The 16,202-nt window shown below is 66.0% G+C and carries 15 protein-coding genes; 4 read left to right on the top strand and 11 right to left on the bottom strand.

Annotation, left to right across the window (positions count from 1 at the left end; translation table 11 throughout):
* Window positions 1-128: 128 nt before the first annotated feature.
* From ubiE to F462_RS06285, 4 genes are all read right to left on the bottom strand, one after another.
* Window positions 129-878 (bottom strand): bifunctional demethylmenaquinone methyltransferase/2-methoxy-6-polyprenyl-1,4-benzoquinol methylase UbiE, encoded by a 750-nt coding sequence (gene ubiE, locus F462_RS06270; protein ID WP_038052516.1) that lies wholly within the window; start codon window positions 876-878, stop codon window positions 129-131.
* Between the two features lie 13 nt (window positions 879-891).
* Window positions 892-1,257, bottom strand: a complete 366-nt coding sequence (locus tag F462_RS06275) for a gamma-butyrobetaine hydroxylase family protein (protein ID WP_038052519.1) — start codon at window positions 1,255-1,257, stop codon at window positions 892-894.
* Window positions 1,258-1,499: 242 nt separating this feature from the next.
* Window positions 1,500-2,909 (bottom strand): glutamate--ammonia ligase, encoded by a 1,410-nt coding sequence (glnA, locus tag F462_RS06280; RefSeq protein WP_018874211.1) that lies wholly within the window; start codon window positions 2,907-2,909, stop codon window positions 1,500-1,502.
* Between the two features lie 221 nt (window positions 2,910-3,130).
* Window positions 3,131-4,474 carry a cation diffusion facilitator family transporter gene (locus F462_RS06285; protein WP_244270853.1) on the bottom strand — a complete coding sequence of 448 codons (1,344 nt, stop codon included), beginning with the start codon at window positions 4,472-4,474 and terminating at the stop codon, window positions 3,131-3,133.
* On the opposite strand from F462_RS06285, the gene glyQ reads away from it, so the two are divergent.
* From glyQ to F462_RS06305, 4 genes are all read left to right on the top strand, one after another.
* Window positions 4,473-5,414 carry a glycine--tRNA ligase subunit alpha gene (gene glyQ, locus F462_RS06290; RefSeq protein WP_038052522.1) on the top strand — a complete coding sequence of 314 codons (942 nt, stop codon included), beginning with the start codon at window positions 4,473-4,475 and terminating at the stop codon, window positions 5,412-5,414. The genes F462_RS06285 and glyQ overlap by 2 nt on opposite strands.
* A 61-nt stretch (window positions 5,415-5,475) precedes the next feature.
* The gene (gene glyS, locus F462_RS06295) at window positions 5,476-7,557 is read left to right on the top strand and encodes a glycine--tRNA ligase subunit beta (RefSeq protein ID WP_038052525.1); all 2,082 of its coding nucleotides are present in this window, start codon (window positions 5,476-5,478) and stop codon (window positions 7,555-7,557) included.
* Between the two features lie 9 nt (window positions 7,558-7,566).
* Window positions 7,567-8,322, top strand: coding sequence for a lysophospholipid acyltransferase family protein (locus F462_RS06300; RefSeq protein ID WP_038052527.1), 756 nt, complete (start codon window positions 7,567-7,569; stop codon window positions 8,320-8,322).
* Window positions 8,312-8,953, top strand: a complete 642-nt coding sequence (locus F462_RS06305; RefSeq protein ID WP_038052530.1) for a hypothetical protein — start codon at window positions 8,312-8,314, stop codon at window positions 8,951-8,953. The genes F462_RS06300 and F462_RS06305 overlap by 11 nt, the downstream gene beginning before the upstream one ends.
* A gap of 71 nt (window positions 8,954-9,024) precedes the next feature.
* Here F462_RS06305 and F462_RS06310 read toward each other — a convergent pair whose 3' ends face one another.
* From F462_RS06310 to F462_RS06340, 7 genes are all read right to left on the bottom strand, one after another.
* Entirely contained in the window at window positions 9,025-9,771 is a 747-nt protein-coding gene (locus F462_RS06310) for a tRNA threonylcarbamoyladenosine dehydratase (RefSeq protein WP_038052531.1), read from the bottom strand.
* Window positions 9,768-10,550 carry a TatD family hydrolase gene (locus F462_RS06315; protein ID WP_038052532.1) on the bottom strand — a complete coding sequence of 261 codons (783 nt, stop codon included), beginning with the start codon at window positions 10,548-10,550 and terminating at the stop codon, window positions 9,768-9,770. Before F462_RS06315 ends, F462_RS06310 begins: the two co-directional genes overlap by 4 nt.
* Before the next feature lie 13 nt (window positions 10,551-10,563).
* Complete coding sequence (locus tag F462_RS06320) at window positions 10,564-11,598, bottom strand: NADP(H)-dependent aldo-keto reductase (protein ID WP_038052533.1); 1,035 nt, start codon at window positions 11,596-11,598, stop codon at window positions 10,564-10,566.
* A 25-nt stretch (window positions 11,599-11,623) separates the two neighbouring features.
* On the bottom strand, window positions 11,624-12,754 hold the full coding sequence (locus F462_RS06325) for an FIST signal transduction protein (protein WP_038052536.1): 1,131 nt from the start codon (window positions 12,752-12,754) through the stop codon (window positions 11,624-11,626).
* Window positions 12,751-13,209, bottom strand: a complete 459-nt coding sequence (locus tag F462_RS06330) for a hypothetical protein (RefSeq protein ID WP_038052539.1) — start codon at window positions 13,207-13,209, stop codon at window positions 12,751-12,753. Before F462_RS06330 ends, F462_RS06325 begins: the two co-directional genes overlap by 4 nt.
* Before the next feature lie 107 nt (window positions 13,210-13,316).
* The gene (locus F462_RS06335) at window positions 13,317-14,207 is read right to left on the bottom strand and encodes a phosphoribulokinase (protein WP_038052541.1); all 891 of its coding nucleotides are present in this window, start codon (window positions 14,205-14,207) and stop codon (window positions 13,317-13,319) included.
* 46 nt (window positions 14,208-14,253) lie between these two features.
* A complete protein-coding gene (locus tag F462_RS06340; protein ID WP_038052544.1) occupies window positions 14,254-16,092 on the bottom strand; it encodes an SLC13 family permease in 1,839 nt (612 codons plus the stop codon).
* Between the last annotated feature and the right edge of the window lie 110 nt (window positions 16,093-16,202).

The raw sequence follows: 16,202 nt of genomic DNA on the forward strand, positions 1-16,202 counted from the left end.
CCCCGATCCGGCGTTGCGCCCCGAATCCATCAGAAACGGGCGGGTAGAACCACTACCCGCTACGCGACGCGCCTTGTCTCGGAAAACCTGGGGTACCAACGCGAGTGTGTACATTAATCAGTGTTTCCCTAGAGTTTTGTGCCGCGATGCAGGGCGACGATGCCGCCGGTGAGGTTGTCGTACTCCACGCGCTCCAGGCCTGCATCTCGCATCATGCCGGCCAGGGTCTCCTGGTCCGGGTGCATGCGGATGGATTCGGCCAGGTAGCGGTAGCTGTCGGCATCGTTCGCGACCAGCTTGCCCATCATCGGCAGCATCTTGAACGAATAGACATCGTAGATCGGGCGCAGGAGCGCCACCGGCTGCGAGAATTCCAGCACCAGAACGCGTCCGCCCGGCTTGATGACCCGGCGCATCTCGGCCAGGGCGCGTCCCTTGCGGGTCACGTTGCGCAGGCCAAAGGCGATGGTCACGCGGTCGAAGTAGTCATCCGGATAGGGCAGCTGTTCCGCATCCGCCTGCACGAAGTCGAGGTTGCCCACATGGCCCTCGTCCAGCATGCGGTCGCGCCCGGCCTCCAGCATCGAGGCGTTGATGTCGCAGACTACGATCTGCCCCTTCGGCCCGACGCGCGGGGCAAAGGCGCCGGCCAGGTCGCCGGTGCCGCCCGCCAGGTCCAGGATCTTCATACCCGGGCGTACGCCGGTGCGTTCCAGCGTATAGCGCTTCCAGATGCGATGGACGCCCATCGACATCAGGTCGTTCATCACGTCATAGCGCGAGGCGACCGAGTGGAAGACCTCGCCGACCCGCGAGGCCTTCTCGGACTCGGGGACGGTCTGGTAGCCGAAGTGGGTCTTGCCAGGTTCTTCTTTCATCAACGTGCCGTTGTCAGTGCGTCTTGCGCTCGTGGCCGGCTTCTTTCAGCCGATCCAGGTAATCCTGCCACATACGCTCTTGCTCCGTGCCGAGCTTGTACAGGTAGTCCCAGTCGTAGATGCCGGTGTTGTGGCCGTCCGAGAAGACCAGTTTCACCGCATAGTTGCCGACCGGCTCGATCTCCGCGATGTTCACGTCTTCCTTGCCCACCTGTAGCACCTCCTGGCCTGGCCCGTGGCCTCGAACCTCGGCCGAGGGTGAGTACACGCGCAGGAATTCGCAGGGCAACTCGAAATGCGAGCCATCCGAATAGGCGATCTCCAGGATGCGCGACTTCTGATGCAGCTGGATATCGGTGGGTCGGTGCGTACTGCTCATGAGGCCTCCAGAGTCGACGGCGCGGGCGACGCCCGAACCGAATCAGTCAGCGCCCCGGGCACACGGATTTCTAGTGTGTCCCCAGAGGTGCCAGCATATGGTCCGCGAGGATACCAGCCTGTTGCGCTTGTCGCGGGATCTCCCCTGAACACGTTGGGGGGCGGACACAAAAAAAGCCGCCGCGGCCAGGGGCCGGGGCGGCTCGAGTGCCACGCGGCCCCGAGGGGCCGGAAGCGGTTGCCTTAGAGGCTGTAGTACATGTCGAACTCGATCGGATGGGTGGTCATGCGCATCTGCGTGACGTCTTCCATCTTCAGGTCGATGTAGGCATCGATCATGTCGTCGGTGAACACGCCACCCTGGGTCAGGAACTCGCGGTCCTGATTCAGGGCTTCCAGCGCCTGATCCAGCGAATGGCAGACCTGCGGAATGCCCTTCTCTTCTTCCGGCGGCAGGTCGTAGAGGTTCTTGTCCATCGCCTCGCCCGGGTGGATCTTGTTCTGGATGCCGTCCAGGCCAGCCATCAGCATCGCCGCGAAGGCGAGGTAGGGGTTGGCGGTGGAGTCCGGGAAGCGCAGCTCGATGCGGCGGCCCTTTGGATTCATCACGAACGGGATACGCAGCGACGCGGAGCGGTTGCGCGCGGAGTAGGCCAGCATGACCGGCGCTTCGAAGCCCGGCACCAGACGCTTGTAGCTGTTGGTGGACGGGTTGGTGAAGGCGTTCAGCGCACGGGCGTGCTTGATGATGCCGCCGATGTAGAACAGCGCGGTTTCCGACAGGCCACCGTAGAGATCGCCGGAGAACAGGTTCTTGCCGTCCTTGGACAGCGACTGGTGCACGTGCATGCCGGAGCCGTTGTCGCCGACGATCGGCTTGGGCATGAAGGTCGCGGTCTTGCCGTGGATGTGGGCCACGTTCTGAATCACGTACTTCAGGATCTGCACTTCGTCGGCCTTCTGGGTCAGGGTGGCTGCACCCACGCCAATCTCGCACTGGCCGGCGGTCGCCACCTCGTGGTGGTGCACCTCGGTCTCCAGACCCATCTCGGTCATCACTTCACACATGGTGGAGCGGATATCGTGCAGGCTGTCGACCGGCGGGACCGGGAAATAGCCGCCCTTCACGCCCGGGCGGTGGCCGATATTGCCGTCTTCGTAGACGCGTTCGGAGTTCCAGGAGGCCTCCTGAGAATCCACGCGGCAGTAGGAACCCGAGAGGCTGGAGCCCCACTTGACGTCGTCAAAGATGAAGAACTCGTTCTCCGGACCGAACAGCGCGGTATCGGCGATGCCGGTGCTCTGCAGATAGGCCTCGGCGCGGCGCGCCAGGGAACGCGGGCAGCGGTCGTAGCCCTGCATGGTGGCCGGCTCGACCACATCACAGCGGATGTTCATGGTCATGTCTTCGAAGAACGGATCGAGGACGGCCGATGAGGCATCCGGCATCAGGATCATGTCGGACTCGTTGATCCCCTTCCAGCCGGAGATCGAGGAGCCGTCGAACATCTTGCCCTCTTCGAAGGTTTCTTCTTCGATTTCGTGGGCCGGCACGGTCACATGCTGTTCCTTGCCCTTGGAGTCGGTAAAGCGGAAGTCGACGAAACGAACTTCCTTTTCCTTGATCTGGTTCAGCACGTCGGCTGCGGACATGGGGATCTCCTTGGTCTTCAGTATTGAGTCTTCAAAGGTGGCCGGGCGGCGCGACAAGGGCCTGCACGGCTTCGCGAATCATTATGCAGGCATCATGCCAGTCTTCCGGATTGGGCTGGTATGCCCGTTTGAGGCGCATTCAAGTGGGTCCGGCACCCCTCCAGTGCACCAATGTAGTGCCTTAGTTGCACTGTACTTGGGCATATGCCGTCGTGGCGCACTCAATGGGTGCATGGGCGATAGAGTAGCGTGACCTCGCCCAGCATGTCGCCTACCCGTGGATTCTGCTGGAGGCGCTCCGCCAATGCCTGGGCGCGCGCCTCCAGGTCCTCGGAGGCGGTTGCCCCGTCAAGGCGCAGCGTAACAGCGACGTGCACCCGCCCGCCCAGGTAATGCAGAGATACGTGCTCGACCGCCTCCAGCTCGGGGGCCTCCCCCCATGCCTCGCGCAGTGCCTCGACCAGGGTGGGGCGTAGCGGAAGTTCCGAGCTGCGCGCTTGTTCGGCATCGTTCTCCGGGTCCACATGCACGGTGATGTCGTTGATTCGGGTGTGTTGAGCGGTGACCGCCTGGAAGACGGCATCGGCAATTCGATGGCCCTCGGAGACCGAGATCATCGGGGCGACCTGGATGTGCACATCCGCGACCACATCGCTCCCATGGCGGCGGGTGCGCAGCATGTGTGCGTCCTTGACCCCCGGCACCTCCATGATGGTTCGGTGGATGCGCTCGACCTTCTCCGGTTCCAGCGCGGTGTCAATCAACTCCGCCGCGCTGCGCACGATCAGCCGCCCGGCGATGTGCAGGATGAACAGAGCCACGATCAGCGCGGCCAGGGCATCTGCCCACGGGAAGCCGGCCACGGCCGCGCCCACCCCGACCAGCACGAATAGCGACGAGATCGCGTCCGTGCGGTGGTGCCAGGCGTTGGCTTCCAGCATCCGCGAGTTCAGGCGCTTGGCGACCCGGTGGGTGTACTGGTAGAGCCCTTCCTTGGCTACAAGGGTGAGTGCCGCGAAGCCGATCGCGGCGGTCGCCGGCCCGGTCATTGCTTCGTGGCTTACCAGGCGGCTACCGGCGGCCCAGGCAATCGCCAGGCCGGCGAACGCAAGAAAGACGCCGACGATCACGGTCGCCAGGGTCTCGATGCGGGCGTGCCCATAGGGATGGTCCTGATCGGGGGAGGCGGCGGCCTTCCGTGCGGCGAACAGTACGACCCCGTCGGTGATCAGGTCCGAGAGCGTATGGACCCCGTCCGCGACCAGGGCTTGGGAGTTCAGCAGCCAGCCGCTTAGCAGCTGTGCGAGTGCCAGGAACGCGTTCACGACCGCACCCACCAGCGTGACCCGGCGCGTGTCGCGGTAACGCGTGCCGTTCTCGGCGGTCGTCTGCGGATGGGGTTGGGGCGTCGGCTCGCTCAGTTCGGCTCTCCCATGAGGGCGGGCATGCCCCAGTATGGGCGCGTCCTTGGCGTGAGCAAAACCGGTTGCCCCCGCGTTGGCGGTGGCCGCGGCCGAAGCCGGGCCGATATACTGTCGGCTTTGCCCTGACCCGGGATCCCGCATGTCGCAAGAACGCACGCCGTCCAGCAGCCCGACCTTCCAGGATCTGATCCGCCGCCTACAGGATTACTGGAACGATCATGGCTGCGTGGTCCTGCAGCCATACGACATGGAGATGGGCGCGGGGACCTTCCACCCGGCGACCTTCCTGCGCTCCATCGGTCCCGAGCCGTGGCGCGCGGCCTACGTGCAGCCGAGCCGTCGCCCCACCGATGGGCGCTATGGCGACAACCCCAACCGCCTCCAGCACTACTACCAGTTTCAGGTCCTCCTGAAGCCGTCGCCCCCCAACATCCAGGATCTCTACCTGGGTTCGCTGGAGGCGCTCGGGTTCGACACCCTGACCCACGACGTGCGCTTCGTCGAGGACAACTGGGAGTCCCCGACTCTCGGGGCCTGGGGTCTGGGCTGGGAGGTCTGGCTGAACGGCATGGAGGTCACCCAGTTCACCTACTTCCAGCAGGTCGGCGGGCTGGACTGCCACCCGGTCTCCGGCGAGATCACCTACGGCCTCGAACGCCTGGCGATGTACCTGCAGGGGGTCGAGAGTGTCTTTGATCTGGTCTGGACCATCGGTCCCGACGGTCGCGCGATCACCTATGGCGACGTCTATCACCAGAACGAGGTGGAGCAGTCCACCTACAACTTCGAGCATGCCGACCGCGATGCCCTGTTCGCCGCGTTTGACCAGCACGCTACCGAGAGTGACCGCATGATCGAACTGGGTCTGCCGCTGCCGGCCTACGAGCAGATGTTGCGCGCCTCACACAGTTTCAACCTGCTGGATGCGCGCGGGGCGATCTCCGTCACCGAGCGCCAGCGCTACATCCTGCGCGTGCGCGAGCTCTCAAGAAACGTCGCGCAGAAGTACTACGAATCGCGCGAGGCACTGGGCTTTCCGCTGTGCGCGGACGACGACACGAACAAGCCCAACGCCGCCTGAACCTATTTTCCGGACCGCGTGCCCTTGCGCGCGGTCGTGATGGACCCGAACTGGACCCGACATGGCTGAAGCCCGTGAACTGCTGATCGAACTGGGCACCGAGGAGTTGCCCCCCGCCGCCCTGCCGCGCCTGCGTGATGCCTTGGCCGAGGGCCTGGCCAACCGGCTGAGCGAGGCCGGGCTGGAGCCGGGCGCGCCCGAGACCTTCGCCACCCCGCGCCGGCTGGCGGTGCTGTTCCCGGACGTCCCGGGGCAGCAGCCGGACCAGTTGCAGGAGCGTCGCGGCCCGGCCGTGGCCGCCGCCTTCGATGAGGCGGGCGAACCGACCAAGGCGGTTATGGGCTTTGCCCGTTCCTGCGGCGTGGAGGTCGAGCGCCTGGAGCGCGAGACCACCGACAAGGGCGAGTACCTGGTGTTTCGGCAGTTGCAGCTGGGCCGAGCCCTGGGCGATCTGCTGCCGGAGATGCTGGAAGGCGCGCTGGACGCCCTGCCGACCCCGAAACGCATGCGTTGGGGCAGCAGCCGCACCGAGTTTGTGCGCCCAGCCCACTGGCTGGTCGTCCTGCACGGCACCGAGGTGCTGGAGATGACGGTGCTGGAACAGAGCGCGGGTCGGGCGACCCACGGCCACCGCTTCCACCAGCCCGAGGCTTTGCAGCTCACGCGCGCCAGCGACTACGCGGAACGCCTGCGCACTCCGGGCTTTGTCGAGCCGTCCTTCGAGGCGCGTCGCGAGAGCATCCTTGAACAGGTCCACGAGCAGGCCAGGGCCTTAGGCGGCCGCGCCCTGGTGGACGCGGATTTACTGGACGAGGTCACCGCCCTGGTCGAGTGGCCGGTGGCCCTGACCGGCGGCTTCGATCCGCGTTTCCTGGAGGTCCCGCAGGAGGCGCTGATCTCCACCATGCAGGACAACCAGAAATACTTCCCGGTGGTCGACGAGGCCGGCCGCATGCAGCCGCATTTCATCGTTATCAGCAATATCGAGTCGCGCGACCCCCATGCGGTCCGCGATGGTAACGAACGGGTGCTGCGCCCGCGTTTCGCCGATGCTGAATTCTTCTGGCAGCAGGACCGCAAGAAGCGCCTGGAGGAACGTCTGGAGGCGCTGGATTCGGTCGTGTTCGAGAAGCGCCTGGGCACGCTACGCGACAAGTCTGCTCGGCTGGAGGCCCTGATGCAGCGGCTGGCCGGTTTGATGGGCCTGGACGCGAACCTGGCCGCCCGCGCCGCGCGTTTGGCCAAGTGTGACCTGGTGACCCAGATGGTGTTCGAGTTCACCGAATTGCAGGGCACGATGGGCCGCTACTACGCCCTGCACGACCGCGAAGACGAGACCGTCGCCGCCGCGATCGAACAGCACTACTGGCCGCGCCAGTCCGGTTCCGAGCTGCCGGACGCCGCGCTGGCCCAGGCGTTGGCGCTGGCGGATCGCCTGGATACCCTGGTCGGTATCTTCGCCATCGGCAAGCAGCCCACCGGCACCAAGGACCCGTTTGCCCTGCGCCGCGCGGCCCTCGGGCTGGTGCGCATCCTGGTCGAGCGCGAACTGCCGCTGGCCCTGACCCCGCTGCTACAGGCGGCGGCCGAGCCGATCCGCGAACGGGTGCCGGAGGCCGACCAGGCCGTGGAGCCGGTGCGCCAATACATTCTGGAGCGCCTGCGCGGCTACCTGCTGGAGCAGGGGCAGGCCCACGAGACCATCGAGGCGGTGGCCGCGATCGCCCCCGACGCCCCGCTGGATTTCGTCCGCCGCGTGCGTGCGGTTAGCCTGTTCCGCGAGCGCCCGGAGGCCGAGGCCCTGGCCGCCGCGAACAAGCGCATCCATAACTTGCTGCGCAAGGCGGGCGAGGAGGCCGAGGCCGAACTGGACCCCGAGGCGCTGGTGCTGGACGAGGAGCGGAGCCTCTACCAGGGCCTGCAGGCGGTGCGCCCAGGGGTGGAGCAGGCGGTGGCCGACGGTGACTATCTGCACGCCCTGGGCGAGCTGGCGGGCCTGCGTGACCGGGTGGATACCTTCTTCGACCAGGTGATGGTCATGGCCGAGGACCCGGCCGAGCGGCGCAATCGCCTGGCCCTGTTGCGTGAACTGCGCCGCGCCTTCGAGACCGTGGCCGATATCGGTCGGCTGGCCACAGGGTAGGCTCTTCCGATGCTGCCCCTGATCCGCGGTCTGCTGTTCCAGGTCGGGTTCATCGGCTCGATGCTGGTGTTCGGCGTGCTGGTGCCGCCGCTGATCTGGCCATTATCCCGCCGCGCCCGTTACCGCGTACTGACGCAATGGGGGCGCTTCAACATCTGGTGGCTGCGCATCACCTGCGGCACGGAGTTTCGCGTGCAGGGGGCCGAGCACATCGACCCGTCGCGCCCGCACGTGGTGTTGTCCAAACACCAGTCGGCCTGGGAGACGGTCGCTTTCGTGGCGATCTTTCCGATGCAGACCTGGGTGCTCAAGCGCGAGCTGATGCGCATTCCGGTCTTTGGCTGGACGCTGGCGATGATCGACCCGGTACCCATTGATCGCGATGCGGGCCGCCAGGCCCTGGAGAACCTGGTGACCGAAGGTCAGAAGCGTCTGGACGAGGGGCGCTGGGTGATCGTGTTCCCCGAGGGCACGCGCGTGGCACCGGGCGAACACGGCCGCTACCGCCAGGGCGGTGCGATGCTCGCGGCACGCACCGGCTATCCGGTCCTGCCGGTGGCGCTGAACAGCGGTAGCTTCTGGCCGAAGAAGGGGCTGCGGCGCTATCCAGGGACCATAGAGGTCGTGATCGGTCCCCCGATCGAGACCGCAGGACGCAAGCCGGTCGAGGTGCTGGGCGAGGCCGAAGACTGGATCGAGACCACCATGGCTGGGATCGAGCCGCGCCCGGCGAAGACGTTATCGGAGAATGCGCATGGCCAATGAACCTGTGATTAGCGCCCCGCTGGTCGAGCTGCGCGACCGGACGATCTATCGGGTCGGCGATTCGGAACCGGCCGTTTGGCTGATCGACGATCTTGAGCTGGGCGGCATCCTTGTGAATGCGCCGGCCTACTCCGGGCCGCTACTGGAGGCCATTCGGGCCATCACCAAGCCGGCCTACCTGTTCCTGCCCAGCCGGTACGGGGCGCAGGACCTGGATGCCTGGCGCGCAGCGGGCATCGAGACCTTGGCCTTCGAGGCCGAGGCCCCGGCGATTCGCGCGGCGGGCGGCGAGATCGACATCGCCTTCAATCGCAAGCAGCGCCTGTCGCGCACCATCGACTTCCTGCCGATGGCCGGCGTGACCGAGGGTTCCTGTGCACTGCGCCTCAAGAACCTGCCCGGTGTGGTGTTCTTCGGTCCGGCCCTGGCCCCGGGCGCGGATGGCTGGCCGACCCTGATCCAGAACCCCGAGGATCACTCCTTCGAGGCGCGACTGTTCGGCGCGCTGGGGGTGAAGGACCTGAAGTTCGCCTACGCCTTCTGCGACCGCTTCGACCCGGCCAGCACGCAGTTCGGCCCGGATGCCGATCAGCATATCGAGGCCCGCATCGAGGCCGTGTTCGACGACTAGCAGTACCGCTGGGGGACCCCCCCGGCGATTGCCGCGGCGCTTTGCGCCTTGCAATGACGGGGCTTGGTGCGTCAGGTGCGGGCGATTAGCTGCTGGATCACGTGCCCGGCGGCGGTGAGGCCAAAGATCGCAGGGAGGTAGGAGATCGTGCCGTTGACCGAGCGCGGGCGTCCACCATCGCCGACCGGACGGTGCTCCGTTCCCTTGCGCGGCTGTTCGATGGAAAACACCACGGGGTAGTCGAGATGCGCGCCCAGGCGCCGCAGGCGCTTGCGCATCTGACGCGCGAGGGGGCACACACGCGTCCCCGCCAGCGGCCCCACCCGGACGGCTGTGGGATCGATGCGTCCGCCGGCTCCCATGCTCGAGATCACGCCCTGTCCGCGTGCCTGGGCCGTCGCGACCAGCGCGGCCTTGCAGACGATGGAATCGATCGCGTCCAGCACGAAATCGGCATCCTCCGGGACCAGGTCACCGATGGTGTCGGGCTGCAGGAAGTCGTGGCGGATGGTGAGCTCGATGTCGGGATCGATGTCGTGGATGCGGTTCGCCATGATCTCGGTCTTGGGCCGGTCCACGGTCGAGCGCAAGGCGACCAGCTGGCGGTTCAGATTGGAGGCGCCCACCACGTCGTGGTCGGCCAGTGTCATGCGGCCGATGCCCGCGCGCGCGATCGCCTCGGCCGCGTAGCTGCCCACGCCGCCCAGCCCGGCGATGAACACATGCCGGTCGCGCAGACGCGCGGTGACGTCGTGGCCCAGCAACAGGTCGGTGCGTTCGGTGTAGGGGTTTTGCGGGGCGTCGGCGGGCGTGCTCATGCGTCGGGACCGGTCGGAAGCCGGAGAGCCCGGCGTGCGTTTCGTGACGTGATTATAGCCATGTCCGTCGGGTCCATGTCCCGCAGGTTTGCTAACTGGCGATTGACCTTGGCGGTCATGGCCGGCTCGTTGCGCTCTCCCTGGTGCCCGGCCAGCGGCTGGTCCGGCGCGTCGGTCTCCACCACCAGTGCCTCTAACGGTGCCTCGCGGACCACCCTGTGCAGTTTTTTTGCGCGTTCGTAGGTCACGGGGCCGCCGATCCCGAGGCAAAGCCCCATATCCGCGGCCTGTCGGGCCTGCTGCGGGCTCCCGATAAAGGCATGCAGGATGCCGGTGAGGCCCGGGTGCTGACGCAGTCCCTTGAGCACCTCGTCGAGTGCGCGCCGGCTGTGGATGATCACCGGAAGGTCGCGTTCATGGGCGATGGCCAGTTGCCGTGTGTAGTAGCGCCACTGGCGCTCCCAGTCGAGATCCTTTCGGAATCCATCGAGCCCGATCTCGCCGACGGCAACGGCCTCCGGGTGCGTGTCCAGCCAGGTCTCCAGCGCGTCGAGGTCCTCATCCGCATGGTCGCGGAGGAAGATCGGATGCAGGCCGTAGGCCACGTGTAGGCCTTCGTGCTCCCGGTGCAGGGCGTCGATGTCGGGCCAGCGGGCGCGGGTGACCCCCGGCAGGACCAGCTCTTGCACGCCGGCGGCACGGGCGCGGTCTAGCACCGCCGGGCGGTCGGGATCGAACGCGTCGAGGTCCAGGTGGACATGCGTGTCGATCAGATGCACTGGAGTACTGGATCTACGGGCAGGGGTAGGTATAACGGGCGTGGATGGCTTCGATGGCCTCCAGCACGGCAGCGGACAGGGTGACGTCCACGGTGGCGATATTCTCGCGCAGCTGTTCGATGGTCGTCGCGCCGACCAGGTTGCTGGTCACGAACGGCTGCTGATTGACGAAGGCCAGTGCCAGTTGGGTCGGGGTCAGCCCGTGCGCGGCCGCCAGCTTCGCGTATTCGGCGGTGGCGGCCAGACCGGATTCGTTGCTGTAGCGCTGGAAGCGCTCGAACAGGGTCAGTCGGGCCCCTTCCGGTTTGGCCCCTTCCAGATACTTGCCGGAAAGCATGCCAAAGGCCAGCGGGGAGTAGGCGAGCAGGCCCACGTCCTCGCGGATGGCCATCTCGGCCAGGCCGGCCTCGAAGCTTCGGTTGAGCAGGTTGTAGGGATTCTGGATGGAGACGATGCGTTCGGACAGGCCGCGGTCATGGGCGCGGATCCACTCCATGAATCCCCACGGGGTCTCGTTGGAGATGCCGATGGTGCGCACGCGGCCGCTCTCCACCACGGCCTTCAGCGCCGCCGCCGTCTCCTCAATCGGGGTCGCGTCGTCTTCCGGCTGGTGGGTGTAGCCGAGCTGGCCGAAGAAGTTGGTGGCGCGCGCGGGCCAGTGCACCTGGTAGAGATCCAGGTAGTCGGTCTGCAGGCGCGTGAGGCTGTCCGTCAGGGCCTGTTCAATATGCTCGCGGTTCAGCTTTGGGCCGCCGCGCAGGTAGTCGATCATGCCGGGGCCGGCCACCTTGCTGGCCAGTACCACCTGGTCGCGATTGCCCCGCTTGGCCAGCCAGTTGCCGATATAGGTCTCGGTCAGCCCCTGGGTCTCTTCGCGCGGCGGCACAGGGTACATCTCGGCGGCATCGATCAGGTTTACGCCCTGAGCCAAGGCGTAGTCGAGCTGTTCGTGCGCCTCGGCCTCGGTGTTCTGCTCGCCCCAGGTCATGGTGCCCAGGCCGATCAGGCTGACCTCGATCTCGGTACGTCCCAGTCTGCGGTATTGCATGCCAATCCCTTGCCGCTTGGGCAGTTCAGGTGAACAGGGTCAGGACCCCGGTGTAGCCATACAGGCGGTTAGAGAAGATCTCGCCGTTGGCGAAGAAACCGACCAGCGGCACCCCTCCAAGACCCTTTTGTACCATCGCCAGTTCCGTGCCGGCCTGGCCGAACTGGTGGCGCCCGCGGCCAACACAGGAAACATAGATCGCCCCTCGGATGCCGTTAGGGGTCTGGGCGCGGATCTGTTCCAGCATGCGCTCCAGGTCCTCCGTCGCGGCCTGGCCGTCGCGGCGCACGAACAGGATCTTGGTACCCGGTTCCAGCATTTCGCCTACGGCCAGAACTTCCTGGTCGAGGTCCACGCCGATGATGTTGCGCACGCGGTAGTCGCCGGTATCGGACCCGGCAATGGGGAAGCCGGCCAGGATGTAGCCCAGCGCCCGCTCCAGGTCGCGCGCCAGCACATCGCCGATAATGCCCTTGAAGGCCGTCAACGCCTGCTGGCCATCCAGGCGCACGATGATGTTGCGCCAGGTCTCGGTCAGCTCGTGCTGGCCCGGCAGCGGGGTACAGCCCTGGGTGTGGCGCGCGGCGATCGCGACGTCCTCGCGCAGCGCCAGCCCGGTGAGGCCCGAGGCGGCCACGCCATCGGCAATCTGGACTACGCCATCCTCGCCCGAATTGACTCCGCCCGTAGCGAACCAGGCGGTCTGTTCGCCGATCTCGGTCAGCAGGTCTTCCAGGCCCTCCATGCGCGGGTCCGCGTTCAGGATCAGGCGCCCCGGGGTCTGCGGGTCCAGGAACCCGTCCAGATCCTGGATCAGGTCGTCCAGACGGCGCACCGGGCGGTGGATCACGCGGACACTGGCCGCGGGAAATTCACCCACCATCAGCGCGGCACCCGTCTGCTCGTAGAACTCCTCCTGGGGCCCGATGATCGCCATGGCCATGCCGCCCACGAAGTGATCGACGCCCAGGCCCTCGCGGAGGTGCTTCAGCAGGGCGCGGGCATGTCGGGTCAGTGGGTCGGAGAGGTAGATGAAGCCCACCCGTACCTGGTCCTCGGCGCGTGGCGGCTGTTCGCCGAGTTGGGCGATCAGGGCGTCTGCTAGGGCCTTGGGATCTTCGCCGGTGGTGGATGCGCTGCGAAAGGCTGCGTTCATAGACCGAGTTGCTCCAGCATGCTGAGTGCCTCGTTATCTTGTTCGGGCATGCCCCGCTGCACCTGCAGATCGCCGTCTCCGGTGAATGCGAGGCGGGCATGGTGACGGCGGTCCAGCTCCTCCAGGAACCAGGCGATCTCGGACGGGTGCACCGGGTGTCCCCCCCGGGTCAGGTGACGCGCGAGGATCGCGTCCTCGCGCACGTCCAGAAACAGCGGTTGCGGCAGTTCCAGCGGCAGGATGTGGGTCTGCACCAACCATTCCACCGGGGTCGGGCGCCGCCGTGGCAGGGGCCGGCTGTCGATCCGGAAATGGCCCCCGCCCCCGGGCTGCTTCAGGAGTTCCTCCAGCCAGTCTCCGGCAAAGCCCTGGTGCACGATCAGCGAGCGCGCGGTGTAGCGGCTGCGAAAGCGTTCCATCTGCTGGGCCGGTCGAGGCCCGAAGAGTCCGAACACGCCAACTCCGTCCTGTCGGGGAAAGTCTGGATCGTAACGGAATGCCCGGCCTCAAACGAAAAAAGCCCCGCCGGAGCGGGGCTTGGAACTTCTCCGGATGGGCCGGATTAGCCGCGGCGCGACAGCATCTCGTGGATGATCGGCGCGAGGATGACCTCCATCGCGAAGCTCATCTTGCCGCCCGGTACCACCAGGGTCTTGGGATCGGACATGAAGGAATCCGGGATCATGTTCAGCAGGTAGGGGAAGTCGATGCCGAACTTCGCCGGATCCTTGAAGCTGATCACCACCATCGATTCGTCCGGGGTCGGCACCGCACGGGCAATAAACGGGTTGGAGGTGTCCACCGTCGGCACGCGCTGGAAGTTGATGTCCGTGTAGCCGAACTGCGGGGTGATGTAGTTCACGTAGTCCGGCATGCGACGCAGGATGGTGTCGACGATGGCCTCGGCGGAATAACCACGCTCGGCGTTGTCGCGGAAGATCTTCTGGATCCACTCGAGGTTCACGATCGGCACCACGCCGATGCCGAGATCCACGTGCTGCGCGGCGTTCACCTCGCCGTCCACGACCAGGCCGTGCAGGCCCTCGTAGAACATCAGGTCGCTGCCCGGCTGGATCTCTTCCCAGGGAGTGAACTCGCCCGGGCCGAGGTTGGTGCCCAGGCGCGCGTTGTGCTCGGCGGCCTCTTCGTCGGAGTGCAGGTAGTAGCGCTTCTCGCCCTGGCCGGTTTCGCCGTAGGTCTTGAACAGACCCTCGACTCGGTCGAACAGGTTGGCGTCGGGGCCGAAGTGCGAGAAGTGGTGGTTGCCGTCGGCGGCCGCCTTCTGCATGGCTTCCTTCATCGCCTTGCGGTCATAGCGATGGAAGCTGTCGCCCTCGATCACCACCGGGTTGATCTGCTCGCGGCGGAAGATGGACTCGAAGGAGCGCTTGACGGTGGAGGTGCCGGCACCCGAGGAACCGGTCACTGCAATCACGGGATGCTTCTGGGACATGGGAGTTCTCCTTGCAAACGGGTTGCGGAAGGTTGCGTTTAAAAGACTAGAAAATCAGATTGAGCATGAACATCGCGACCACGCCGAACAGGATGGTCATGATGCCGCCGGCCTTCATGAAGTCCTTCACCCGGTAGCCACCGGGGCCCATGATCAGGGCGTTCACCTGGTGGGTCGGGATCAGGAAGGAATTCGAGGTGGCAATGGCCACGGTCAGCGCGAATACGCGCGGGTCGGCGTCCATCCCCGCGGCCTGCGCGGCGATCGCGAAATTGATCGCCAAGGGTACCAGCAGCACGGTCGCGCCGACGTTGGACATCACCAGGGTGAAGAACGTGGCCAGGGCGAAGATCGTCGCCTGCAGCACCCAGGGCGGCACGGTACCCAGCATGTCGAGGGTGTTTTGTGCGATCCAGGCGGCAGTGCCGGTGTTCTCCACCGCCATGCCCAGCGGGATCAACGAGGCGAGCAGGAAGACGGTCTTCCAACTGACCGCGCGATAGGCGCTGTCGAGGCTGATAACGCCGGTCAGGATCATGCCCAGCGCGCCGGTCAGCAGGGCCACCGACAGCATCAGGTCGGTGAACACGATCAGGCCCACGGTCAGCGCCAGGAAGAACAGGGCGTGCGGGACCTTGGACGGGCTCAGTTCCTCGTGCGGATAGTCCGAGGTGATCACCACGAAGTCGCGGTCCTGCTCCAGACGCGCCAGCGATTCCCAGGTGCAGTGCACCACCAGGATGTCGCCGGTCTCCAGCGGGATGTCGCGCAGGCCTTCGCCGTAGGTCTCGCTACCGCGCTGGATACGCATCACCGAGAGGCCGTAGGTCTGGCGCATCGCCAGTTCGGTGACGGTCTTGCCCGCCAGGTTGGATCCCGGCGCGATCGCGACCTCGGCGACACCGGAACGCCCGCTGTCCAGGGCGTTGGCGAACACGTCGAGGTTCGTGGTCGGGCGCTTGCGCGTGCCCTCGCACAGCTTTTCCATGCGCTTGGGGCTGGCGAGCACCGCGAGGTGCGAGTTCGCCTGGATCTCGTAGCCGGTCCAGGGCGCCATGCGCAACTCGTCGCGTACGTAGGTCCCGACGATTGCAATGCCAGTGTCGCGTTCGATCTCGGCCACCGTGCGCCCGACCAGGGGGTCGTTCTCCGGCACGAACAGTTCGTGCACTTCGTACGACAGCCCGTACACGCGCTGGAAGTAGTCCTGGGCGCTCTCGCGCTGGGCCGACTTGCTCTTGACCGAAGGCAGCACGAAGCGCCCCAGGACGACAAAATAGACGATGGCGGTGGCCAGCAGGGCGAGGCCGATCGGCGTCACGTCGAACAGCTGGAACGGCTCCATGTCAGAGGGCAGCAGGTCGTTCAGCAGGATCAGCGGGCTGGAGCCCACCAGGGTGATGGTGCCGCCGACGATGGCGGCGAAGCCCATCGGCATCAGCAGGCGCGAAAGCGGGATGTTCAGGCGGTTGGAGATCCGGCTCATCACCGGCAGGAACAGGGCGGCCGCGCCGATGTTCTGCATGAAGCTCGAGATCACGCCCACCGTGCCGGATACGGTGGGGATAATGCTCTTCTCGGTGGTCCCGCCCACGCGCATGATGAAGGCGGCCACCTTGTGCATCACCCCGGTCTTGTCCAACCCCGCACCGATGATCATGACCGCGATGATGGAGATCACCGCATTCGATGCGAAGCCACTGAACAGCTCTTCCTGGCCCACCAGCATGCCCAGGCCGGGGACCAGCGTCAGCAAGCCCAGCAACACCATCACCGAGATGGCCGCGAGGTCGACACGGATGATCTCGGATACAAACAGGAAGATCGTGAACGCGAGCAGCGCGAGCACCACGATCATCTCGGTGGTCAGCGTAAGGTTTTCCATGTTCCAGTCGTGTCCTGAAGACCCGCGCCGGACGGCGCGTGGCCGGAAGCCGAAGGAGGCGTGCGCCAAGCGCAAACGCCGGGGGCGGGTCGGAGGAATCGGGCTCCGCC

This window comes from Thioalkalivibrio sp. ALJ1 (genome assembly GCF_000745395.1).
In the GTDB taxonomy this organism is placed as follows: domain Bacteria; phylum Pseudomonadota; class Gammaproteobacteria; order Ectothiorhodospirales; family Ectothiorhodospiraceae; genus Thioalkalivibrio.